This is a genomic window from Oscillatoria salina IIICB1 (assembly GCF_020144665.1).
Lineage (GTDB): Bacteria > Cyanobacteriota > Cyanobacteriia > Cyanobacteriales > SIO1D9 > IIICB1.
This window is the reverse complement of sequence record NZ_JAAHBQ010000116.1, coordinates 1-23786: the sequence shown is the minus strand read 5'-3', so window position 1 is coordinate 23786 and position 23786 is coordinate 1. Positions and strand designations below refer to the sequence as shown.

18 protein-coding genes are annotated in these 23786 nt (G+C 42.6%); 10 read left to right on the top strand and 8 right to left on the bottom strand.

Annotation, left to right across the window (positions count from 1 at the left end):
• The 3 genes from G3T18_RS22955 to rnhA form a co-directional block, all read left to right on the top strand.
• On the top strand, nt 1-1303 hold a 1303-nt coding region (locus tag G3T18_RS22955), incomplete at its 5' end, for a tetratricopeptide repeat protein (RefSeq protein ID WP_224412924.1).
• 353 nt (nt 1304-1656) lie between these two features.
• Entirely contained in the window at nt 1657-3054 is a 1398-nt protein-coding gene (locus tag G3T18_RS22950) for a hypothetical protein (protein ID WP_224412923.1), read from the top strand.
• Nucleotides 3055-3065: 11 nt separating this feature from the next.
• Nucleotides 3066-3947, top strand: a complete 882-nt coding sequence (gene rnhA / locus G3T18_RS22945; protein WP_224412922.1) for a ribonuclease HI — start codon at nt 3066-3068, stop codon at nt 3945-3947.
• Between the two features lie 136 nt (nt 3948-4083).
• Here the strand turns inward: rnhA and G3T18_RS22940 are convergent, their stop codons facing one another.
• The 4 genes from G3T18_RS22940 to cobN all read right to left on the bottom strand — a co-directional run bounded on the left by G3T18_RS22940 (nt 4084) and on the right by cobN (nt 12477).
• Nucleotides 4084-5583 carry a hypothetical protein gene (locus tag G3T18_RS22940; RefSeq protein ID WP_224412921.1) on the bottom strand — a complete coding sequence of 500 codons (1500 nt, stop codon included), beginning with the start codon at nt 5581-5583 and terminating at the stop codon, nt 4084-4086.
• A gap of 89 nt (nt 5584-5672) precedes the next feature.
• On the bottom strand, nt 5673-6878 hold the full coding sequence (cruG, locus tag G3T18_RS22935; RefSeq protein WP_224412926.1) for a 2'-O-glycosyltransferase CruG: 1206 nt from the start codon (nt 6876-6878) through the stop codon (nt 5673-5675).
• Between the two features lie 17 nt (nt 6879-6895).
• Complete coding sequence (gene cruF / locus G3T18_RS22930) at nt 6896-7828, bottom strand: gamma-carotene 1'-hydroxylase CruF (protein WP_224412920.1); 933 nt, start codon at nt 7826-7828, stop codon at nt 6896-6898.
• Between the two features lie 497 nt (nt 7829-8325).
• The gene (gene cobN / locus G3T18_RS22925; protein ID WP_224412919.1) at nt 8326-12477 is read right to left on the bottom strand and encodes a cobaltochelatase subunit CobN; all 4152 of its coding nucleotides are present in this window, start codon (nt 12475-12477) and stop codon (nt 8326-8328) included.
• 545 nt (nt 12478-13022) lie between these two features.
• Here cobN and G3T18_RS22920 point away from each other — a divergent pair.
• From G3T18_RS22920 to ftnA, 3 genes are read left to right on the top strand one after another with little or no spacing between them, the layout of a single operon-like run.
• A complete protein-coding gene (locus G3T18_RS22920) occupies nt 13023-13532 on the top strand; it encodes a FeoA family protein (RefSeq protein ID WP_224412918.1) in 510 nt (169 codons plus the stop codon).
• A gap of 15 nt (nt 13533-13547) precedes the next feature.
• Nucleotides 13548-15896, top strand: a complete 2349-nt coding sequence (feoB, locus tag G3T18_RS22915; protein WP_224412917.1) for a Fe(2+) transporter permease subunit FeoB — start codon at nt 13548-13550, stop codon at nt 15894-15896.
• A gap of 30 nt (nt 15897-15926) precedes the next feature.
• Nucleotides 15927-16451 (top strand): non-heme ferritin, encoded by a 525-nt coding sequence (gene ftnA / locus G3T18_RS22910; RefSeq protein ID WP_224412916.1) that lies wholly within the window; start codon nt 15927-15929, stop codon nt 16449-16451.
• Nucleotides 16452-16537: 86 nt separating this feature from the next.
• Here the strand turns inward: ftnA and G3T18_RS22905 are convergent, their stop codons facing one another.
• A complete protein-coding gene (locus tag G3T18_RS22905; RefSeq protein ID WP_224412915.1) occupies nt 16538-17017 on the bottom strand; it encodes a ferritin-like domain-containing protein in 480 nt (159 codons plus the stop codon).
• A gap of 47 nt (nt 17018-17064) precedes the next feature.
• Here G3T18_RS22905 and G3T18_RS22900 point away from each other — a divergent pair, with 47 nt between their 5' ends.
• From G3T18_RS22900 to G3T18_RS22885, 4 genes are all read left to right on the top strand, one after another.
• Nucleotides 17065-17439 (top strand): FeoC-like transcriptional regulator, encoded by a 375-nt coding sequence (locus G3T18_RS22900; protein ID WP_224412914.1) that lies wholly within the window; start codon nt 17065-17067, stop codon nt 17437-17439.
• Between the two features lie 56 nt (nt 17440-17495).
• A complete protein-coding gene (locus G3T18_RS22895; RefSeq protein ID WP_224412913.1) occupies nt 17496-18074 on the top strand; it encodes an HMA2 domain-containing protein in 579 nt (192 codons plus the stop codon).
• 116 nt (nt 18075-18190) lie between these two features.
• The gene (locus tag G3T18_RS22890; RefSeq protein ID WP_224412912.1) at nt 18191-19429 is read left to right on the top strand and encodes a P-type ATPase; all 1239 of its coding nucleotides are present in this window, start codon (nt 18191-18193) and stop codon (nt 19427-19429) included.
• 438 nt (nt 19430-19867) lie between these two features.
• Nucleotides 19868-20206 (top strand): DUF5132 domain-containing protein, encoded by a 339-nt coding sequence (locus G3T18_RS22885; protein WP_263480550.1) that lies wholly within the window; start codon nt 19868-19870, stop codon nt 20204-20206.
• Here the strand turns inward: G3T18_RS22885 and G3T18_RS22880 are convergent.
• The 3 genes from G3T18_RS22880 to G3T18_RS22870 form a co-directional block, all read right to left on the bottom strand.
• The gene (locus G3T18_RS22880; RefSeq protein WP_224412911.1) at nt 20203-20544 is read right to left on the bottom strand and encodes a hypothetical protein; all 342 of its coding nucleotides are present in this window, start codon (nt 20542-20544) and stop codon (nt 20203-20205) included. The two genes, G3T18_RS22885 and G3T18_RS22880, sit on opposite strands and share 4 nt — an antisense overlap.
• 244 nt (nt 20545-20788) lie before the next feature.
• Nucleotides 20789-22495: a peroxidase family protein gene (locus tag G3T18_RS22875; protein ID WP_224412910.1), complete on the bottom strand. Its 1707-nt coding sequence runs from the start codon at nt 22493-22495 to the stop codon at nt 20789-20791.
• Nucleotides 22496-22714: 219 nt separating this feature from the next.
• Nucleotides 22715-23659 (bottom strand): RNA-guided endonuclease InsQ/TnpB family protein, encoded by a 945-nt coding sequence (locus tag G3T18_RS22870; protein ID WP_449868360.1) that lies wholly within the window; start codon nt 23657-23659, stop codon nt 22715-22717.
• Nucleotides 23660-23786 lie beyond the last annotated feature (127 nt).

Sequence of the window (23786 nt, the reverse complement as noted above, 5' to 3'; positions counted from 1 at the left end):
ACTTTCACCAATCGACTCCGATAGCGAAACAGTAGAAGAAGTAACTACTGAAACAGAGTTAGAAGCAGTTTCACCACTAGACTCAAATACTCAAACGGTAGAAGAAGAAACCACTACTGAAACAGAGTTAGAAACACTTTCACCAATCGACTCAGATAGCGAAACAGTAGAAGAAGTAACTACTGAAACAGAGTTAGAAACACTTTCACCAATCGACTCCGATACTCAAACGGTAGAAGAAGAAACCACTACTGAAACTGACTTTGACGACATAGATTTACTTCTAGACATTGTTTCTGGAGTTGTGGGATTTGCTGATTCAGAGGAGATCGAGGAGAATATTACTGAAGATGACTCAAACGCTGAAGTACCTTTAGAAACTGTTTCTGAGCCAAGTATAGACGCAGAAATACCGAGTCAAGTAACTTCTGAAGATACTGCTGAAATCACAGAAGGAGAGCAAATAACTGTCACTGCACTACTGGAAAAATTAAAGCAAGATCCTACGGTAGTCATGCACATAGCCCAGCAATTAGGAATAGAGAATGAGTCACCAGAGAATCTTGTGGATGATTTATTCCAAAAATTCCAGGAATATAAAGCGACAACTACCGAATCTGAGGAGTTAATTAGCGCTCAAGAAGAATCGATTCAAACCTTACTCAATGAAGGATTAGAGCAATCTAAAGCCGGAAAATTTCTCGAAGCGTTAGGGATTTTCGATCGCGCTTTAGAAGTAAATAAAAATTACTACCAAGGCTGGAATAATAAAGGTAGTGCTTTAGCGAAATTAGGACGTTGGGAAGAAGCAGTAATTAGTTATGAAAAAGCTACAGAAATTAAGCCAGATTATTATGAAGCGTGGAATAATTTAGGTTTAGCGCAAAAGAATTTAGAGCGACTCGAAGCAGCACTAGCGTGTTTTGAGCGAGCGATAGAAATTAAGCCAGATTTCCACCAAAGCTGGTATAACAAGGGCAATACGTTATACAATCTGGGACGTTGGCAAGAGGCGATCGCTGCTTACCAAAAAACTACTGAGATTAAACCCGACAGTTACAAATCGTGGTATAACCACGGTAATGCACTGTTAAACTTAGGACGTATCCAAGAAGCAGTTTTGATTTATAAGCGAGCGACAGAAGTCAAACCAGATTATCATAAAGCGTGGCTAGCTCGTGGTAATGCACTGAAAAGACTAGGTAGAATAGCAGAGGCGATCGCTGATTATGATAAAGCTCTGCAAATCAAACCTGACGATCCCGAAACGAGAGCGAAGCGACGCGATGCAATGCTAAGTTAATTTAATTGCTTGGCTACAAGCAGTTAAACCCAGAAACTGAGAGGATGTTGGTAATACCGCAATTTAGTTAGTGTCGATCCCCTACTCATCCTCACTGTCTTTTTTCTGGTGGGTAGGGCAAGATCGAAGGGGGAGTTTGATTTCTTCAGTTTCCCCTTTTTGTCAATAGAGCGAAGACAAAGCCGAAACTTTTCAAGCGCCCTTTGAAAACAACTCTATTTACATAGTAATTAATCAGTATATGAGCAAAAATTGTTGACAAGATATTTTTTTTAAGCAAGAGCGAAATCCCCAAAATAATAGCCTTAGCTACAACAATTAAACTCAAAATTTCACCTACCCAGACAACTCGAATGAAGGAACAAATTCAGCTAATCTATCCCACATTAGATTTATTTATTTATGATTTTCGAGAAGCTTTGGGAGATCGAGAAAAAAAAATTAACTCAAGTCAAAGAGAATTTTGGCAGAAAATTTATGCTAATCCTGAGTATAATTTTTCCTCAAAATCCCTCGATGATTATCTTTTAGAAAAACTGGTAGATTCCGAAAATTCCAATGCGGGTTTTGTTGAGTTACTCGGCTCGAAACAAATTGAAAAATTTGAACTTCCTCTTAATGGATATTATTATCCTCTCCAATTAGGAGATACTTATGCTTTGCAAATAAATTGTTCTGGTTATTATACTGACGATCGCCAACAAATACCTAATAGTTTGCCCCAAGATATTAGTAAGTTAAAAGAAATTAAAAAGCAAATAATTGCTCATTTGGGTGGGAAATCAACTCAAGGTAAAATTGGGCAAACCTGGATGGTTTGGGGACAATTAATTGAAAATTTACCTGCTTTAGAGGTTGAAAATATTGCCAAAAAGTGCTATCAAGAAATAGCTCCATCACCAGATTGGGAAAGAAATTATTACGGTCAAGGAAAATTTTTAGGTGCCACGGTATTTGAACTTTGGCAACAACCTTCAGGATGGGAAAACTTAAGCAAAGAAAATTATCATCTCTTAATTTTACTGTTTCCTCATAACTTAGCAATAAATTCAATTCGCAAAAAGATACCAAATATTTATATCGAGCTAATTCGCTTATTTTGCTATCGGAATAAAATAATTTGGACATATTACCAAAGTAACTTGGTAAAAATAAGATTAAAAGAAAACTATGCCTGGGTACAAGAGGCAGTAAAAAAAGTAGCAAAATTAACAAAAAGCCTGAGAACAAATAAAACCAAGTTGCAGCAGTTGCAGCAATTACTCACCGAGAGTTTAAGTACGTTGGCAGATTATGCCACAGATTTACGAGAACTAAACGCTCAAGCACTCAGAATAGAAGTAAGCCTAGAAAATTATCAAAAGCGCCTCAAACAGTTAGAAAATAACAATGGTGAGGTACAATTTTTAGAAGAATTTAGTGATTTTGCTAGAGAGCGATATTGGCGACAGATACAATCAGATTACGCAAATCTCAATCCAGGATTGACACTGCTAGAAAACTTGCTCAGAACCATAGAAGGAACGAGTAATATATCTCAAGCAGCCAGCGATCGCTCTCTCAACGCTACTGTTGTCGCTATCGTCACGGGATTAGCAATCTCGCAAATCTCAGTGGCGGTTATACTTAGCCAACCGCAGACAGTCTCAGAAACATTTTTTGTGTTGACTCCTGCTTTTGTGTTGAGTGTGTTGAGCGGAGCGATCGCAGGTTTAATAGTTTTACTAATAATTCGTTTCTTTCGTCGTTAATGAGTAAAAAAATGTCATCAACTCGCACCATTAAAAGCTTTTACACCGACGGAGCCTGTATTGCTAATCCCGGTCCTGGGGGCTGGGCAGTAGTAGTTTACTTTGCTGATGGGTCCGTATTTGAAATGGGCGATCGCGTCGCGCCCACGACAAATAATCGCATGGAATTACAAGCAGCGATCGCTGCTTTAAAAATTTTTGCTGGTAGCAACCAAACTGAACCAGTTACTCTTTATACTGACAGTGAATACGTTCAAAAAGGAATTACCCAATGGATTCATAATTGGAAAAAAAGAGGCTGGCAAAACTCTCAAGGTAAACCAGTGGAAAATAAAGACCTCTGGGAAGCCCTCGAGCGATTAAATTCTCCTTTGATTGACTGGCAGCACATTCGGGGACATAGTGGTGACGAAGGCAATGAACGCTGCGATGCGATCGCTAATGCCTTCGCTCGCGGACAAATACCTGATATGCTACAAGAATTTTCTTTGCTCGATTCTGATGAAGATAATCGTTCTTTCGAGCTTCCGGTAGCAGGATTATCAGATTTCAAAGCCCCTGTAACGATAGTTTACAAAGACAGACAATCCAGCACTGACAATTTTGAGCAAGATATGAGCCAATCATTATCAACGACGACGATGGAAGAAATAACAGTCCCCCGTGAAGTTAGGGTGGCTCAACTGCGAAATTTGAGAGAAACCTTAGCGATCGCTGATGAAGTAGCTACTAAAGGTTATTTGATCACCAGTTCTGAACTCGCCGATCTAATGGATGTTAACGCTAGTGCTGTTACCAGTCGCGGTGATAACTGGCCCTGGCGTAACTGGGTTGTCTCCAGAGTACGACGCGAAGGTAATCAAATTCTTTGGCAGCTAGAACGAGTTGATTAGTTACTCAAAGGGAGAGGGGGTTTTCACCCGATCGCCTTATCAGTAGAGATTGGAAACAAGAAGCAATTAGCGAATAAACTGTTTCCTGTTTCCTGTTCGGGTGATAACTGCACCCAGTCCTCAGTCCCCGAAACTGTCAACTCGTTAACGTACCACCGACAACTTCAATGATTTTGAGCAGTGGCGTGCGGTGGTAAAGAAAACCTAGGGTACTGCGAAGGTGTTTCAAATTCAGTGGCGGATCGACCAAAAGACTATCCGCCGCAACAATTTTGTCCCAGTTTAAGGGTTGGGTATCTGTCGCCTGTTTCATTACTTGGAGAAACTCGTGCGCTATTAATCCGTAACCAACCGTTGTAGGGTGAAAACCATCAATTCCAAATAATCCTCCTTCATATTTTTGTAAGGGATTGGGATTATCGAGATCGAGATGGAGATAGCGAGTATCGAGTAAAACACGACCTTCAGCCGTAACTCGATCTTTCGTAGCTGGATTAGCTTTCAGGGCTGCGATTAATTCTGGTGGAAAATTGTAGGCGATCGCTCCTTGTCGTCGTCGAAAAGCAATTCTGTCTAGCGCGGAGCAAATATCGATCGCGTACCAACCTCGTTTTTCCGCTTCCGCCGCGATCGCACTATTATACTGGTCGATAACATTATCGATCTCGCGGGCTTGTTCGCGAGTGAGATGAGGAAAGTTTCTCGGTGCTTTGGCAAAATCCTCGTCCCAAATCCAAAAATGGGTGTAATACTCGAAATAACCGTCCGCACTTAATGCTTCATCCCCTATTTTCCCTGGACTTACGCCACGACTGACAGGCGGGATCGTCACGTGAGGAATTGTCCCGACAAAAACATTTTTGGCGCCGATTTCGTCAATTTTGGGCGCAATTCTTGTTAGTAATTTCTGAAAATCTTCTGGTCGCCAAATATTATTTGTCCGTTGATGAGCTAATTTATTTAAATCCGCCTCAGACGACCACTTCATTTTTAAATTAATAACCGTACTAAGACAATTATTAGAACCCAGCCAGAAAATTAAATTTTCAATTCCTCCTGACTCAACAGCTAAGGCTTTTGCTGCTTCAACTTGAGATAAATTTTCATAGCGTTTTTCAAAGCGGGGATTTAATGTCCGTCTGGCTGTACGGTACATAGCAAATTCAGGAATTTGTCCGACAAAATCATCTTGAGATTCCGGAATATTTTCGCGAGAAATTGCTTCAGTAATAGTGTCGCAGTCACCTAATTGAAAACCCAAAGACGCTAAATTGTGATGAATCGGACCAGTAAGAGAAGGTTTAGTTCCCTCACCTCGTTCCCAATAATCTTCGACGCGATCGAATAAACTTCGGACACTTAAAAAAGCCGGAAAAACGTCCAACCAACTAACTTTTTGTCCATATCTTTTTACCAGTAAACGGAGAATATTTTCCATATTTACTGGTAAACCTCCTTCACCTTCAAAGTCAGGAACTAGGAAGTAATTTTCGTTACGAGACTGAAGAACTTTAATTGGTTCTAATCCTAAAGCTTCAGCAATTAATGCTGGATAAGAAACTTGGGTTTTGGTAATACTACCGCTAATTACCCCTTGGGATAAGCTATCACCAATTACTACAAGTTTTGTTGGCATCTAATCAAATCTCCTTGATTTTAGATAGAAACTAATTACCCACTCCCCAGTCCCCAATCCCCGCTCCCCAATTCCCAACTGTTAACTGCTCACTGATAAACCCGACCTCGCCATTGAGTAGGTTGTTTCCAGGCTGATAAGAATATACGCCAAACTGCGAGGGGATCGGCAAAGGGAGAGAGCCAAAATAACCAAGAAGCAATAAAGGAGTTAGTGCGATCGTAAGAAGGCGCGATCGCTAATAACAAGCCAAAGCGAATCACCAACAGAAATAAGTTTAATCCTGCTGATAGCATTACTGGTGGGGAATTGTAGCCAAGTGTGACAAAAATTAATAAAATCGGCGCAACTAGGACAGGTAATCCTTGAACGCTAAATAATAGCCACAAATCGCCCCAAAGCTGACTAGACGAAGAAGCATCCTTGAGATCCAGCGATCGCCCCCACTCGCGCCAAGTTTCTGCTGCTCCTTCGTACATCCGCACTTTAATCACTTTTTTGCCATCGAGAAATCCCACCCTAAACCCAGCCTCCGCCGCATTCCGGGCGAGGGTGACATCATCACAAAAAGAACCTTTGGCGCTTTCATAGCCTCCCAATTGCTCTAAAACTTCCCGACGACACAAAAAACACTGTCCATTTGCCATGACTCTCTCCGGAGTTGCTGCTTTTGCTCCGGCGGGATCGAACCGATACAGTAAAGTCATCAACAGCGCAGGTTGTAACCACCACTCGCCCGGATATTTGAGGATAAATTGGGGCGAGAGGGAAACTAAGTCATAACCATCCGTCTCGGCTGCTTCCACTACAGAAGCCACTAAACCGAGTTGAGGTTGAGTATCGGCATCTAGCCCCAAAATCCACTTACTTTTTGCGGAACTGTGCAAAAAACCGTTGTGTAGCGCCCAAGGACGACCTACCCAACCTGGAGGTAATTCGGGATCGTTAATCAAGCGAAAACGGGGATCTTTATTCGCGGCTGCTTTTACCAGTTCCGGCGTGCGATCGCGCGAGTAACTATCAACAACAATTATTTCTCGCAATTCGTAGCTTTGGCGACTTAAACCAGTTAAACAAGGGCTGATTCGCAAAGCTTCGTTCAGAGTAGGAATAACAACGCTGACTGCTCCCACGAGTTCGGGAATGGGCGTTTTCGGTTCGAGAGGAGGACGACGCCAAGGTCCTTTGCACAAGCGGGAAAGTAAAATTAGTGCGGCAGGTAGCTGGAGCAGTAATAGCCCCAGACTAAACATTCCCCAGGTTTCCTGGTTGAAGAAGTTAATCAAGCCAATCATCGGAGTATTCAACAAGCTCACTTAGGCATCACTCCCACAGATGCCACTGGTACTTGGGCAGTTTTTTCTTTCGCTTGTTGGATTTCGGCGAGTTTTTCTAAGTCGCTGATTTGAGTAGAGTTAGCGGTTCGATAGAGAATGAAAGCGGGAACTATGCTCAAAGATACGCCCAAAATTACCGGAATCCAAAATCCTCCAGCTAAACTCAACACTGCACCAAAGGCGATGTTGCTCAAATAAACTGCTAGAGGTAATCCTAGCTGTTTGCTGGGCAGATGAGTGGGGAATTTTTTCCAGAATAAGGTTGCTACTGTCATGAATACGCAACCTGTGGCAAACCAACCGACAAAGTTTTGATAAGGCATTCCAAAGAAAGCGCCCGGCTGATGCCAAACCCAGAAGGGAACGGACATTTGACTCATGGCAGGATCGAGAACGAAGTCCCAAACTGTTAAAAGTAAAGAACCTGTGGCGATCGCACTTACGTCTCGTAACCAGCTAGGTTTCAGCCACCTTTCTAATCCTGCACGGGCAATAACATAACCGCTAAAGCCCACATAAAACCACGATAGGGGAATGGTGAAGGGTACTAAACCTCCGATTTTGTAGCCTAAACCACTTAGGTAGCTATAGTGACCGAAAGGAAATCCGGTACTGGTTCCCGAAAGTTCGCTTCCCAAGGAAATAAATACCGCAGGTAGCATAAATGTTAGCCAATGCCATAACCCTAGGGTACGGTAGGCGTAAATGGCGACAGTAGCAGTCCCTAAGAGCATATACACTACTCCGCCTCCTGCCATTGACCAAGCAAACGCTTTTTCTCCGATCGCTGGCAAACTGGCAATTAAGTCCGGGTTGGGTAGCACTATCAGTAACCCCGCCCAACCGAAAACTAAGGATAAAACGTGACCTATCAAACAAGCACGCTCGGTGATAACAAGTCGTTTCATTAATATTCAGACCTCAATGACCTTGGTAGCAACCCAAACTAGATGGGAAGGAGTTCTCTGCCGCAAAAGCGGTTTCACCCCTGACTATGATAATTTGTTAATTTATTTTACAAATGTTTACGAGGTAGATAGTCGCTAATTACTCAATTTATTTAGGTTTTTCCCTCTCAGGGGCTAAAGAACTCTTGTTTAGGTTATTACAGTTGGTCTGGGCAATCAAGGTTTGGTGAAAAATTATTTTTACCTCATTTTTTCTTTTTTGTCAATAAATATAAGTATTTTAAATCTTTTCGAGATAACTTGGGCGCTTTCTTAGTATTTTTGGACTATTCAAGTGCGATCGTGGCTGAATTCTGGGCGATTTTTGCCTTAACGGAATATATCTCTACAAAAAATCATCCTGCGTAGACAATTTACATCTTATCTATTTTTGCAATAGAAACAAACTAAATCACAATTAGGGCGACTAAAGTCGCCACTACGAACTAACTTAGTAACTAAATTATGCTTTCGATTTTGGCTTCAGATTCTAACACAATTTGCCTCAATTGTGACAAAACTTCTGGACTAGCCGACTGCCATAAATTCCGTTGATTTGCTTCTAATAATCTTTCCGCCATATCGCGCAATGCCCAAGGATTTTTTTGCTGAATAAAATCTTGTACTTCTGAGTCAAACAAATAAGCTTCAGCTACTCCTTGATACATATAATCTTCCACACATCTAGCAGTGGCATCGTAAGCGAACAAATAATCAACAGTTGCCGCCATTTCAAAAGCACCTTTATAACCATGACGCATGACTCCAGCAATCCATTTTGGATTAATAACACGAGAACGATATACTCGCGCAATTTCTTCTTTTAGTTGTCTAACTTTGGGATTACTAGGAAGAGAATTATCGCCAAAATAAGTTTGGGGATTTTTACCAGAAACCGCCCGGACTGCCGCAGTTAAACCACCTTGAAACTGATAATAATCATCCGAGTCAAGCAAATCGTGTTCGCGATTATCTTGGTTATGAAGGACAATTTGTAACTGTTGTAAACGTTGTTGAAAAGCTTCAGGGGCAGAAACAGCTTTCGCATTAGATCCAGTATAAGCGTAAGAACTCCAATTAATATAAGCACGAGCTAAATCTGCATCATCTGTCCAATTTTGGGCTTCAATTAAACCTTGTAAACCCGCACCGTATGCACCCGGTTTTGAACCAAAAATACGGTAAAGTGAGATCTCTTTAGCTGGTTCTTTTTCTAAGCCCTGAGACTCCCAAAAAGCCTGTTCCTGCTTAGTTTGCGCGGCTAAAGGGTTTTGTTCCGGGGGTTCGTCTAAGCTTGCCACCGCAGCGATCGCCTGGTACATTAAATCTATTAAGTTGGGAAATCCGTCGCGAAAAAAGCCCGATATCCGCAACGTGACATCGACGCGAGGACGACCTAACGCAGACAGAGAAAGGATTTCAAAGTCTACTACCCGACGCGATAACCCATCCCAAACCGGACGTACTCCCAGCAATGCTAACGCTTCGGCGATGTCATCTCCACCAGTTCGCATCGTCGAGGTTCCCCATACGGAGATCGCGAGTGATTTTGGATACTCGCCATTTTCCTGAGTATATCTTTCCACTACTGCTTCAGCCGCCTTTCTGCCGACATCCCAGGCAGTTTCGGTAGGAATTGCCCGGATATCAACTGAGTAAAAATTGCGACCAGTGGGTAACACTTCCGGTCGTCCCCGCGTGGGTGCGCCCGCAGCACCACTGGGAATATATTTTGCGTCTAAACCGCGCAATAAATTGGTTATTTCTTGATGGGTTTGTTGGAGTTTGGGGAGGAGATAATTGGTTATCCAGGTTAATTCTTTTTGGGTGTTTTCGTTTAAGTAGATTTGGGAACCACGGATGAACGCGGATAAACGCGGATGATTTGTTTGTGTGGGTTTGGGTTGGTTTTGGAGGAGGTTTTCGATTAGTTGGGTGGCAATTTCTTCGATGATTTCGACGGCATCGCCGATGTTTTTTGCGTCTTGGCGCGAAAATGGAAAAAAGTTGTTTAATTTGGTGCTAAGGTTAGTTGTGAGAGGGTCGAAGTCTAGGTTTAAGTCTTTGGCTATGGCGCGAGTTATTCCTTGACGATCTTGATTTGGAGAACGGGCTATTGCGATGATTAAGTCTCGGAGTTGTTTGGGTTGGGGGAGTTGTCCAAAAATGTGTAGTCCGTCGCGAATTTGGGCTTCTTTTAGTTCGCAAAGGTAGCCGTCTGCAAGGGTTAAAAATTGGGCGAGGGAGTCGATTTCTAGGTTATTTATTCCTAATTCTTGGTCGAGGTTTTCTTGTTGGATTAGTTGGGTTATTTTTGTGCCAATTAATTTTAGTCGGGAAGGGTCTAAGGTTTGGGCTTCGTAATATTCGTCGATTAATGCTTCTAGTTTTTGTAAGTTGCCATACAGTTCGGCGCGGGTTAATGGTGGTGTTAAATGGTCGATAATTACGCTGTGGGAACGTCGTTTTGCTTGGGAACCTTCGCCGGGGTCGTTAACAATAAATGGGTAAAAGTTTGGGATTGCACCTAGGGCAATTTCGGGATAACATTCGGCGGAGAGGGCAATACTTTTTCCTGGTAGCCATTCTAGGTTTCCATGTTTGCCGAGATGAATTATGGCTAGGGCTTGGAAGTGGTGTTTTAGCCAATAGTAATAAGCTAAGTATTCGGGGGTTGGTTCTAAGTCGGGGGCGTGATAGTTTAAACTTGGGTCGATGTCGTATCCTCTGGATGGTTGAATGCCAATGAAAATGTTTCCGAGTTGGATTCCAGGTATCGGGAAGTTAGTTAAAGATGATTGAGTGAGTGTGTCTTTTTTTTCGAGTTTGTTCCAGCGATCGCTAATCTCGCGCTGATTTTTTTCTGGTAGTGTGTTAAAGTCTTTTTGGTATTCTGTAATTGATAAGCTTTGTCGTACGGGACGCAGTTCTTTTCCTTCTGGGTCGTTGGTGACGCTAGCAGTAAGTAAGGAAATTAATTCATCTCCAGTTTCGGGAATATTTGCGATTTTATAGCCAGTTTGTTGCATGGCTTTGAGGATTTTTATACAGCTAGCAGGTGTGTCTAACCCTACTCCGTTGGCAATTCTGCCATCTTTGTTGGGGTAGTTCGCTAAGATTAAAGCAATTTTCCTTTCTGTTACTGGAGTTTGCTTTAATTTTAGCCAATTTGCAGCTAAGTCGGCAATGAAATTTACGCGATCGCGCATTTCTTGATAAACTACAACATCGGTTTCTAAGGCTTCGTTCCAGCTTTTAACTGATTTGAATGATACCGCCCTAGTGATAATTCTCCCATCTACTTCTGGTAAGGCAACGTTCATGGCTACATCTCTCGCAGTTAAGCCTTGAAAACTCGCTTCCCATTGTTCTTTGGTGCTACTACTGAGGATAACTTGTAACACGGGCACGTCTAATTTTTGCCAAAGTTTCGGTTGTTCTTCATTGCCAATTTTACCGAGAGAAAAGCTAGTTGTATTGAGTAATAAACTAATTGCTTCTGTATCTTCAGGTTGAAAATAAGTTAATAATTCTGTTTGCACATCTGGTTCCCGTAAAGAAGAGATAAAAACGGGAACTGGTTGTAAATTTCTCTCTACAAGGGCTTGACAAATTGCCTCAATTGCTGCTAAATTTCCAGCTAAATAATGAGCGCGATAGAACAGTAAACCTACTTTTTTCCCAGAGTTAGTAGTGAGGACTTTAGTCCGATTATCCTCAGAGTTAGTAGTGAGGACTTTAGTCCGATTATCTTCAGCGCTAAAGCGCTGACTACGAACCTGATTTGTCGAGGATTTACTACTATTATCCTCAGAGTTAGTAGTGAGGACTTTAGTCCGATTATCTTCAGCGCTAAAGCGCTGACTACGAACCTGATTTGTCGAGGATTTACTACTATTATCTTCCGAGTTAGTAGTGAGGACTTTAGTCCGATTATCTTCAGCGCTAAAGCGCTGACTACGAACCTGATTTGTCGAGGATTTACTACTATTATCTTCCGAGTTAGTAGTGAGGACTTTAGTCCGAATATCTTCAGCGCTAATTTGCTGACTACGAACCTGAAACGAATATAATCCTACGCGAGGGACAACTTGAGGTGAAGAAGGTTGATAATTAGAACCCAAGCAAAGATCGCTGACAAATTGCAAAGCATTAACAAAATTTTCCACACCAGCTTCAGTGAAATAACGCCATAACTTATTAACTGCTGCTAAGGAAACAGTCGAATGACTCATCAAATTAGGATCGGGTATTTCCTCACCTGGCAAAACAAATAAACTCGCCTTTGTTTCAGCGACAATTTCCTTAACTACTTCTAAACCATAAGCCCAATAAGCACGACCACCAAGCAAACGCAAAATAATTACTTTAGCTTTAGATAAAACAGTTTCCGAGTAGGTATCAATAGTTAATTCTTGTTGTAACTGAAGTAAATTTACTGCCCGAATTTCCGGGAAATCAACAGGTAGAAAAGCTAAACTCACAGCTAAAGTTTGAATATCCGTATCAGCAGCAGTCAAAAAAATAATTGGTGCAGGTGTTTGTTCAATAAAAATAACTCCTTCAGAATTAGGATTCCAGCCTCCCGGTGTTGCAGCAATACGGTGCATAAAAAATTGTTGTACTCGAAAAATTCTTAACAGTATTCTAGTGTAGCGGTAGCGATCGCGCCAGGTTTCAAATCTCGTTATATTTGTTAGGTGCGATCGAAACCGCCTCAAATAGATAAATTAAAATTATTCTACTTAATGATTAGTTGATTAGCTAAGTTAATGATAACTCATATCAATAAAATGCCGGCGATCGTTAATTCATATCGGAGATGAGATTAAACTAGATCGCTGTCCTCAAAGCTTTTCATCAAAAGCAAAAGTGTAAAAATTATAAAATCATTAAGAATGGAGGCTCAGTCAATTGACTGTGATATTCATAAATCAAGGTAAATAAATGAGAATTAATTTCAACAACTAAAATGTTGTTTTAGTTAATGAATCTTAACTTACCATTGAGGAATTCCTTTTGAGTGAAGTCAAGCAAATTAGAGAACAGGAGAAGAACAATATTTCGTAGAAAGAGAAACAATAAACAACACCACCATCAAAATCGTCGAGGTCATCAAACTGGAGAAGTTAGCAACCCAGAACAACGCTCAATCATGCCATTAGCAAAAGCTGAAATCGGCGATCGCCTCTGGATTGCTGGCTATAAAAGCAAAGATGGGATTAATCGACTCTTGGGAATGGGATTAGCTCCAGGAATGGCTATTCAAGTGCTGCAAAACCTTGCTGGCAATATTGTTGTCGGTTTGGGAGACAGTCGCATCGGAATCGACGGTGGGATGGCAAAGCGAATACTCGTCTCCGATCGCCCCTTTGATTATCTTGTCGAAGTGCAAGAGGTTAATGACATGGAAACCCAGAAAACGACCCTGAAAGATTTACAAATCAACCAGCAAGCAAAAGTAGCTGGCTACGAAGCCACTGACAGTTCTACTCAGAAAGCTTATAAGAAAAAGTTATTAGCAATGGGTTTAACCCCTGGTACAGAGTTTACCGTCACCCGCGTCGCTCCCCTCGGCGATCCCGTAGAAATTCTCGTGCGAGGTTTCAAATTAAGTTTGCGTAAAGACGAGGCTGCTGCACTGGTAGTTGAAGCCTTAAATTAATTAGGAGTTAAAGTAATGAAAAAACGCACGATCGCCTTAATTGGCAATCCTAACTGTGGTAAAACCACACTTTTCAACGATCTCACTGGTGCAAATCAGCGCACCGGAAATTGGCCCGGAGTCACAGTTGACCGCAAAGAAGGGAAATACAGCTACGAAGGCGTAGAAATTACCGTTGTCGATTTGCCAGGAGTCTATTCCTTAGACGCAGAAGATGAAGGGACGGGACTCGACGAATTAATTGCGCGAGATTATCTTTTGTCTGGAGAAGCAGATTTAGTAATTAATATCGTCGATGCTTCTAATTTAGAGCGCAACCTTTACCTCACCACTCAGATCGTGGAAATGCGCCTTCCCATGCTCACAGCCCTAAACATGATCGATGTCGCGCGGGAACGAGAATTAGACATTAATACCGAAGTTCTCTCCCAGAGATTAGGTTGTTTTGTCATTCCCATCAGTGCTTTTCTGGGAGAAGGAATCGAAATCCTCAGAAGCCAAATCAACCAACTGATTGATAATCCGGGGAATCTGCCAACAGTGGTGGCTTATCCTGCCGTAATTGAAGATACCCTCAACCAAATTGAACCCCTAGTCCAAAAAAAAGGACGCAACCAAAAGGTTTCTACCCGGTGGATCGCGCTAAAATTACTCGAATACGAAGACCGAGTTGCCCCTGAACTCAAAGGAAAAGAACTAGACCGCATTATTGTAGAAAATCGCCGTAAGATTCACCAACTTTTACACGAAGACATTGATATTATTGTCGCTGATAGTCGTTACGGCTTTATCCGTAGCTTAATCCAAAGCTCAGTCAGACAATCAAGGAATTTGAGTAGCACCAAATCCGACCAAATCGATCGATTTGTCCTCAATCGTTGGATTGGTATTCCTCTATTTTTAGTGGTGATGTACTTAATGTTTTTCCTCGCCATTAACGTTGGCGGTGCATTTATCGATTTCTTCGATATTTCCTTTGGGACTGTCTTTGTCGATGCCCCTCAAGCTTGGTTAGAATCTTTGAATGCGCCTGGATGGTTCATTGGATTCGTAACTGCGATCGGCGGTGGGATTCAAACAGTAGCTACATTTATTCCCCAAATTGGCTTACTCTTCGTGATTCTCTCAATTCTCGAAGACTCCGGTTATATGGCAAGGGCAGCCTTTGTCATGGATAAATTAATGCGCTTCGTGGGATTACCGGGAAAAGCCTTTGTGCCGATGTTGGTGGGTTTTGGCTGTAACGTTCCAGCAATTATGGCGACTCGAACCTTAGAAAATCGACGCGATCGCCTCATGACTATTATGATGAATCCGTTTATGTCCTGCGGAGCAAGATTACCCGTCTACGCGCTATTTGCGGCAGCTTTCTTTCCTCGCAACGGGCAAAACCTGGTTTTTGGTCTATATTTAATCGGTATTGGCGCAGCCATCTTTACCGGATTAGTGATGAAAAACACGATCATGCAAGGGGAAGCTTCGCCCTTTGTCATGGAATTACCGCCCTATCATCTTCCCAAACTAAAAGGAGTAATCATCCGCGCTTGGGATCGACTCAAAGGATTTTTACTCAGAGCAGGTAAAGTAATTGTCTTGATGGTAATGGTTTTGAGTTTATTAAACTCGATTGGCACTGATGGCTCTTTTGGGCGACAAGATAGCCAAGATTCGATTTTATCAGCGACTAGCCAAGCCGTTACCCCAGTATTTGCCCCAATGGGAATTCGCCAAGAAAATTGGCCCGCTACCGTCGGTATTTTTACCGGAGTTTTTGCTAAAGAAGCGATGGTGGGTTCTCTCGATTCTCTTTACAGTCAATTAGCGCAAGAAGACGTAGGAGAAGAAGAATCAGCAGAGGCTTTTGATTTTTGGGACGGAATTGCTGCTGCTTTTGTCAGTATTCCTGCTAATTTAGCCGATCTTGGCAACCAATTACTCGATCCCCTCGGCTTAAATATTGGTGACGTACAAAACCAAGCTACTGTCGCCACCGAACAAGAAGTAGCCGTCGGAACTTTTGGACAGATGGCAACCAGATTCAACAATACAGTAGCAGCTTTTGCTTATTTATTATTCGTCTTGATGTACTTTCCCTGCGTTGCTGCCACAGGCGCAGTTTACCGCGAAACTAACTTAGGTTGGACAGTGTTAGTCGGGTTATGGACAACAGGGTTAGGCTACTGGGTGGCGACTATGTTCTATCAAATTGCCACTTTCCCTCAACATCCAGGCTTTTCTCTCGCTTGGATTATCGGCGGAGTAGTAGCGATGGTAGGAACAATTTTCTTCCTCAAACTATCTCGCAGTCCCCGTGGGTTTTCTGCTAACAAACAGCAGACTGTCAATACCTCAACCCGTGTTTAAAAGTTACTCTTGAAAAGGAATAGTGCAATCATGTTATCTCAAAAAGCGATCGATCGCCTCAACCAACAAATCAACCTAGAGATCTATTCATCTCATCTCTATCTCCAAATGAGTTCTTGGTGCGCTCACAAATCTCTCGATGGTTGTGCGACTTTCTTAAGTCAACACGCTGATGAAGAAATGACGCATATGCGTCGCCTCCTTAACTATCTCCAAGAAACAGGTGGTTTGGTAATTATTGGCGGGATGCAAGCACCACCAACAGAGTTTAATTCCTTGACAGAAATGTTCGAGCAAATTTACGAACACGAACAAGTTGTCACCAGTAAAATTAATGATTTAGTACATTTGGCAAATACCGAACCTGATTATGCTACGCTTCAGTTTCTTCAATGGTATGTCGCCGAACAACATCAAGAAGAATTTTTGTTTAAGAGTATTCTTGACAAAATTAAACTGATTGGTACAGAAGGACAAGGTATCTTTTTTATCGATCGCGAAATTGCGAATCTGGCTGCTAACCGAACTCAAGAAACAACGGCGATGAATCAATAAAAGTCAGCAGAGACAAGAACGCAGTCTTTGTCTCTACAAAAATCCGATCTCAAGGATTCAAAGTGGTTTAATTTGAGCCAACAGTCTTAACAGTAACGATGTCTTCTCCCACGATGACCGCCATGATTTTGACATCTTCCTTTTCCTCGACCGATGTGACTATTTCCTGACCTCTGGACGCAACGTTGAAATGCCCGTAAATGATTTTCTTGTGAGGCTCTTTGTAAGTTCAAAAACACGCGCTGGACATCAGGATATTCTGGGGTGAGAGCTAATAACCGTTGATACATTTCTCCATTTTCAATTTCTGCTTGCACCCCAGCTTGACAAGCTGACAAAACTGAAGTAGGGGTTTGAATTCGATTTTCCCAGTCATCCACAGGAACGGGAATTTGATATTTCCGAAATAATGAGAGTAAGGCTTGAATATGTCGTTCTTCAGATTGAAGAATGTTAATAAATGGTTTAATTTCGCCAAACTTTTGCATGACTAGCCGATAGGTAGCGCGGGCTTTGTATTCATCATGAAGGGCTTCAACTAGAGCTTGTTTTAATTTTTCTAACATAATCTAGACCTCGCACGCTGATTTTTGATAATTTCAAGGTTGTACTAATGATTTTAAAAGAATTACAAGAGTTTGTCTTTAAGTATCATCGTGTTTCTTTAGCAGAAATGGAGTTACGCTTTCATATTGATGGAGATGCCCTCAGACAAATGCTCAATAAGTTAGTTAAAAAAGGTAGGATATCTAAGTTACCAATTCCCGAACATTGTCATGGCTGTACTTCCTGTAATCCTGATACGATTGAGTTTTATGAATGGGTAGATATAGCTTATCAAAATCAGGATTTTTCCCTGCTACCTGAAAACCCTTTGACAAAAGCGCAAATTCACGGTATTCACCATTCAGAAGAAGATCGAGTTGCCTCTGAGCAGACAGGAATTAAATATGCAGTAATTCTAGACAATTGTGAAACTAATCGTTAACTTTTTGAAATGCTCAACCAACTTTTTATTAATAAAAGGAGCCAAGTCCAGTAATAATGACTACAACAACTTCAAGCAACGACCTCAATAACTTTTCTCCAGAAGATACAGCTTCCCAATTGGGAGCATTTTTAAAAGAACATGGCGAGATTGAAACTATTCTCCCCGTAGCGCTCGGATTATTTGTTACCAGTCGATTTCAACTGCGAGGAGCTAATGCTTTATTAGTTAATTTGTTAGTCGCAAGTTTAGTGCGTCAAATTTTTTTCCAACTGAAACAACAAACACCTCAACTGGTGGCTGAAAGTAATACTTCTAATGTAAATAATGATATCAATACGGAGGATACAATTGGAGAACCTAATTTCCAAGGCTATGCAATTAGCCATGCTGTTCCAGGACGAGTGCGTTTGCGGATGCCTCAACTAGCACTTGATGCGGGTTTTGCTCATCGTTTAGAACAGGCTTTAAATGCTGATGAATATGTTAGGAAGGTGCGGATTAATCGTGCCGCAGCTTCGATTGCGATTAATTACAATAATCAAGGATTATCGGATTGGGAATTGGGTATGCGTTTAATGGGTATTATTAATAGTATTCAAGAAGAAAATCCAGTTTCTCAAGCGATAAGTTAAGAGGAAGTCACTCAAAACTGCTCTATATTTAGCAATCGGAAAAATTCTCAAAGCTTGGGTTTTTCACTATTTTTTTGTTTCAACCAGTAATTATTGTTGTAGAGGAGTAGAAATATTTGACTAATTCTTTATCGATAAGCGATCGAGACAAGGTAGAAGCTTGTTTAGTTAATCATTTTCCCGGTCGGGCTAGATTCCGCATTTACCGTTTGCAAAATGACTCGGATTATGCTGTTAATTTACAACAATTCTTATTGGCTCAACCGGGAATTAATCAGGTGAGGGTTAATCGTGTTGCGGCTTCGATCGCGATTAATTATCGCTATCGAGATGCTTCGCTCTTAGAAATTGCTTCTCATTTGGCTAATTTAATCCAAAAAGCAGCGACAAATCAGTCAATTTCAGCCCAAGCAACTAAAGATTCGACCTCAGCAACGGAAAATTGGTCGAGTCTCACTTTACCCGTCTTCACGACAGTGGTGAGTTGGTTGAGCAATCAAAGCAGATTCGTGTGGTTACGCCCGATCGCTCTAGCTAGTTTAGTTACTCTTAGTTTACCGATCGCGAAAAGAGCTAGTCAAAGTCTTTTTGGCGATCGCCAAATTAATATTGATTGTTTAGACTTATTAGCGGTGGGTTTGAGTTACGGACAGGGAAGATTAGCAACTCCAGCCTTAGTGATTACCCTACACGAATTAGGGGATTTGATTCGCGATCGCACCGCTCGTTCCACAGAAATCCAAACTAGCGATCTCCTCGATGCGATCGGACATTTTGCTTGGGTAATCAGGGAAGGAAAACCCTTACAAATTAACAGCGATCGCGTTGAACCTGGGGAAACCGTGATTGTCTATCCTGGAGAACAAATTCCCGTCGATGGCGAAGTCATCAAAGGTGTAGCGACGGTTGACCAACAGCAATTGACGGGGGAAGCTATGCCCATAGTTGCCCAAGAGGGAACTATGGTTTATGCTTCCACTTTAGTTCGTTCTGGGCAAATTTATCTGCGTGCCGACAGGGTAGGACACAATACTCGTGCGGCTGCTAGTCTGGCATTGTTACAAAATGCCCCCGTACACGATACTCGCATGGCAAATTATGCCGCCCAAATTGCCGATCGCTTAATCTTACCTTCGTTACTATTAGCGACAGTTGTCTTTGGGATTACTAAAGAACCTGCTAGGGCAGCTTCAATCCTGACATTGGATTTCGTCACCGGAATTCGGGTTTCCATGCCAACCGCCTTTTTAGGTGCTTTAAACCATAATGGTTCGGCGATCGCTGCGGGACTCAATAGTCTTCGTCCTTTAGTTGTACATCAGTTAGAGGAACAACATTCAGGGAAACTCCTTTGACTACTCCCCTCCCTCCGCGTTGCTAAAGGGAGGGGATTCACAAGTAGTTCTCTTTCCTCTTGCAGGCACAGTCAAGTTGCCTCTAGACGCTCAATATGTTGACATATAGCCGCATATATTGCGCTTACTTTTTTTAGTTTTATGCTTTCAAACATCCATCACTCAGCTAGTTTAGTACGCTCCTCGCTCTGAAGAAAGCTTGCAGTGGTTTAGTCATACTGCCGTTAGAGCCAATCTAACCGTTGTTTCTTACTTACCGGGATTTCGACCTACTAGAGCGAAGAATCACGTAGATTTTCGTTTTACTCGCGATCAACTATTGTACTAACTTTCTAGTTTCTTTTCAATCAAAGTCGCCGTAGAACAGCGAGGCTTTAAACCCATTTTTTTTGGTAAAAATTAGCCCCAATTCAACTTTATTGAAGGAGTATTAAGATTATGTCACCCATGCAAAAACAACTCGGACCTTCTCTTACCGAGCAAATGAAGAATGCCTACAGAAAAAATCCCGTTTTGACAGTAGCTGTCGGCGTAGGGGCAGTTATTTTAGCTCCCACAATTATACCTTTGGTCAAACCTCTTGCTAAAGCAGCACTTAAAAGTAGTGTTACTTTCTATGAAAAAACGAAAGGAGCAGTAGCAGAAACTGGAGAAGTTATCGGCGATATTGTTGCTGAAGCCAAAGCCGAAGTAGCTACTGAACAAGCTAAAAAAGCTAGTATGGCAGCAGGTTTAATGGCGGCAGCAAATACCGATCGACAAATGCAAGACAACTAATTGGTTAACTGTTTTGAGTTAGCCTGAAGAGGAGCGTTTTCAGTTGCCAACTGCCCGGTGTTTCTCGCAGAGAGTGCGGCGTCTTCCCAGATTTTCATCAATTCAGAGGTTGAGGCGTTCGCTGGTAAAGCTACACTTGTGCGCTCGAAAGATAGACTATTCTTGATGGCTGCCTTGAGAACAGGTTTGCCTAATTTGGTCACCGCAGGGACAACAAAAGAACCGATCGCGATCGCGCTCAATCCTGCTAAGGCGAGAGGATGGTTGCCACGACCATCTTCGATGATTTCTTTTAGGTGAAATGAAAGTACCGACTTATCCCAATGAATTAGTGACATAGTTTCTTCCTTAAGAGCGATTAAAATATAACTAATTAAGAATTAATCTCATTATAATTTACCACACCTAGCTTTGACGTTGAGGTCGAATCGAAGGAAAAAGACAACCCAAAGCAGATAGCAGCGAACGAGTATGTCACGCCTATCCTCATTCTCGGAAAACCTTGCTAGCATAGGCTTCGCTCATTGTTCGCTGCTGTAAAAATATTCCTAGTGAGAGCCTAAAACCCTCCCCAGGTCATTTTTAACCTTTGCGTCGTTTCAGTAGCCCTCCTGCGGCAGTAATGCCCAATAGAGAGATAATACTCATCGGTTCTGGTACAGTTCGAGTTTCAGCTACTAGAAAAGCATTATCTTGAATATTGGTAATCGTGGAATTGCGACGAATCACCCCAGCAAGAGTAGTATCGCCGATATCGGGGACTAAACTCAGCAAATCTGCATCGTTAAGGTAGAAAAAGCGATCGCCATCTCTACTTCTTCTAAATTGATCGGCGATAATTGTCTGGAAAACTTCGCCTAGTAAACCATTATTGACCTTATCTTCAGCTAATCCACCGACCCAAAGATCGATCTCGTCTACGCTACCATAAACACTGGCTAAAACTTGTTGCACTTCCAAATCAGCAGTAATTTCGGCAAAGCTACTGACAGCATCCAAACCTAAACCAATCCGAGTTTGATTATAACTGGGTAAACCGTGATCTCGTCCTCGCTGAATATTCAAAGAAGCAAGATCGAAACCGCCGCTTCCGGGAGGTCCAAATAAAAAGTTCCGCACATCGTCAATAATCAAAGTATCGACATTTTGGGCTTTTTGTGAGGCTAAACCCAGCAACAGCGAATCAATTCCTGACTCTAAAATCGGTTGCGGGTTAAAGAAAGCATCTCTTAACGCCACACTACCCAGCGAAGTACCATCATTATTAATCCGTTGTAACTCTGGTGATAACATTGTGTGACCGACACGAAAAGCAGCATGGGCGAATTCGTTACTCACGCTAGCGTTTACTGTTGCGTCGTAGCCGTTATAAGCTTCTAAGCCATCTTCGCCTAAAAGTAACGGCAAAAATTCATTGTAGGTAATAACTTGAATTTGTGCGCCGACGATTTTTCGGGCAGTTTCATAGATATAATCTTCTACACTAAGTCCCTCGGCGGCTGCTTTGCTGGGTGTTGTGGGGTCGGCGGCAATTTCTTCAGCTAAACGGTTATGTTCTCTGACAAATAAAGTATGCACTGCGGTTAGCCCAATTTGTTCGCCAGCGCGAACGTCACCAGCGACAAAAAGGGTTTCGCTTGTTCCACCTGCATTTGGTAGTCCTTCGGTATTGAAAGGTAGTAAATCACCTGCACTGGTTTTCAGTTTCCCAGTTCCGTCGTTCGTTCGCAATGCCTCAGCCCGAATCGGATCTGAACCATAAACCATTGAAGCATCAATATAGGAGGTGATTTCGTTGATTTGCTGGCGCGGATTACTGGGATCGGTTCCTGTGGCTGTATTGTAGAGAGAACGGCTAAATTGGATTTCTTGGGTTCCCGTGTAGTAAGGGTCAAACCAAGGATCGCCTGTGGGGACGAGGACATTATCTACTTCTTTGTCGTGATGTCCTTCAGTTAAGCCTAAATCGTGGTCGATAAATTGTCCCCACTGCCATAACCAGTCGCTAGCATTAAGAGGATTAGTTACGGAACCAGATTGACTGGAAACTGCATTGCTGATGGCGCGGGCGCTAGGGCGATCTGCCCCTGCGGGTGAGGAGTAACCGTCAGTGTAAGCTGGATCGAGGAGGCGGAGTAATTCAGTGTTTGCTTGTCCGTAGCTAGGGTTAGCCAGATTGTTGTTAGAACCGTCGATCGCGCGAAATTCGGCGGCTGCGACGGGGAAAGAGATAGTTAAGGTGGCAAAAGTGGTCAGGGTGACTAGTTTTTGACTGGTGGAGATATTCATTGAGGTAGTCTCAAGAGGGATTATTTTTCTATCTCTGATAGCTTCAAAAGTATGTACTTAAGTATCGGTTTACTGGGTTGGACTTAGTCAACTCACCCCTCCCACAAGGGGGGCTTGCCTCGATGACGCGCTGGCATCTTGAAGCATCTGGTTGGTTGACAGCAACCTGTTCCCCCGACTCTTGTTGAGCAAGGGAAAGAATGTAATTGTCTCGCACATTCATCGCTGNGCGTGTGCCGTGTAGCCGCAATGGTCACAACGGAATCGAGACTTTTGGCGATTCGCTTTACGGATATGCCCACACCGAGAGCATTTCTGACTGGTGTAACGGGCATCAACAAAGACGACACGCTTCCCAAGTGCTTCAGCCTTATAGGAAAGGAATTGCTCAAACTGATAGAAACTCCAGCTAGAAAGCCGCTTATTGAGTTTTTTACCTCGCCGTTTGGCACGAATGCCTGACAAGTTTTCCAACACAAACGTTGTGTAGTCAGACTGTCGAGCTAGTTTCTTGGTTGCACAGTGATTAACATCTCGCATGAACCGCTTCTCGCGACCACTCATCGCCCGTAAGCGACGTTTAGCCGAACGAGTGCCTTTTTGCTGCAATGTCTTTCGGTTGTGCAAATACCGTCTTTGCGTAGCACGAATTTTATTTGACTTGTAGAACTGCCCATCAGATGTAACTGCTAAATGGTACAGTCCCCGGTCAATGCCTTGAAGATCGCCATCTTGATGTGCTGGCGTTTCCGCTTCAAACACTAGCCTCACCCAAAACTGCTGAGTGTGTTTGGTGTAGGTCAGCGTTCCACCGCCAAATTCCCAGTTGTCAAAGACTTCCCGGAAATGAGCCGGCACATCGAGGATGAGTTTTGCCCGCTTACCAAGACACGAAAGGGTTAACTGCTGTCCTCTGAGGGTCATAGTGCGCTTGTCGTAACGCAATCCTGACGTTGGCTTTTTACGGGGCTTGCGTTTAAACTTAGTAGCTTTCACCGCCTCCATTGCGTTATCCCGAATCGTCTGCACCAGAGCAGAAGGGATATCGGGATATGAGGAGCGGATGTTAGCGTACAGAGCATGGTGAGCTTTGTTCTTATTCCACGTCCGTTCCTTCAATGCCCAGTCAACGTGCTGATTGAAAATATCAGCACAAAACCCCATGAGAGGTAAAAACCGCTCACGGGGTAAATCAACGGGGATAGAAACGGTACGTTTCATGACTTAATGATTAGCGATATCACTTTAAATCGTTGATCCACTTATAATAACACCAAGTCTTATATGTTTT

Excerpts from the sequence above, each read along its gene's own strand:
- G3T18_RS22900 (WP_224412914.1), top strand. The coding sequence starts at position 17,065 with ATGATTTTAAAAGAATTACAAGAGTTTGTCTTTAAGTATCATCGTGTT.
- G3T18_RS22875 (WP_224412910.1), bottom strand. The coding sequence starts at position 22,495 with ATGAATATCTCCACCAGTCAAAAACTAGTCACCCTGACCACTTTTGCC.
- feoB (WP_224412917.1), top strand. The coding sequence starts at position 13,548 with ATGAAAAAACGCACGATCGCCTTAATTGGCAATCCTAACTGTGGTAAA.
- G3T18_RS22905 (WP_224412915.1), bottom strand. The coding sequence starts at position 17,017 with ATGTTAGAAAAATTAAAACAAGCTCTAGTTGAAGCCCTTCATGATGAA.
- cruF (WP_224412920.1), bottom strand. The coding sequence starts at position 7,828 with ATGAAACGACTTGTTATCACCGAGCGTGCTTGTTTGATAGGTCACGTT.
- G3T18_RS22940 (WP_224412921.1), bottom strand. The coding sequence starts at position 5,583 with ATGCCAACAAAACTTGTAGTAATTGGTGATAGCTTATCCCAAGGGGTA.
- cruG (WP_224412926.1), bottom strand. The coding sequence starts at position 6,878 with ATGATTGGCTTGATTAACTTCTTCAACCAGGAAACCTGGGGAATGTTT.
- G3T18_RS22880 (WP_224412911.1), bottom strand. The coding sequence starts at position 20,544 with ATGTCACTAATTCATTGGGATAAGTCGGTACTTTCATTTCACCTAAAA.
- G3T18_RS22950 (WP_224412923.1), top strand. The coding sequence starts at position 1,657 with ATGAAGGAACAAATTCAGCTAATCTATCCCACATTAGATTTATTTATT.
- rnhA (WP_224412922.1), top strand. The coding sequence starts at position 3,066 with ATGTCATCAACTCGCACCATTAAAAGCTTTTACACCGACGGAGCCTGT.
- G3T18_RS22895 (WP_224412913.1), top strand. The coding sequence starts at position 17,496 with ATGACTACAACAACTTCAAGCAACGACCTCAATAACTTTTCTCCAGAA.
- cobN (WP_224412919.1), bottom strand. The coding sequence starts at position 12,477 with ATGCACCGTATTGCTGCAACACCGGGAGGCTGGAATCCTAATTCTGAA.
- ftnA (WP_224412916.1), top strand. The coding sequence starts at position 15,927 with ATGTTATCTCAAAAAGCGATCGATCGCCTCAACCAACAAATCAACCTA.
- G3T18_RS22885 (WP_263480550.1), top strand. The coding sequence starts at position 19,868 with ATGTCACCCATGCAAAAACAACTCGGACCTTCTCTTACCGAGCAAATG.
- G3T18_RS22920 (WP_224412918.1), top strand. The coding sequence starts at position 13,023 with ATGCCATTAGCAAAAGCTGAAATCGGCGATCGCCTCTGGATTGCTGGC.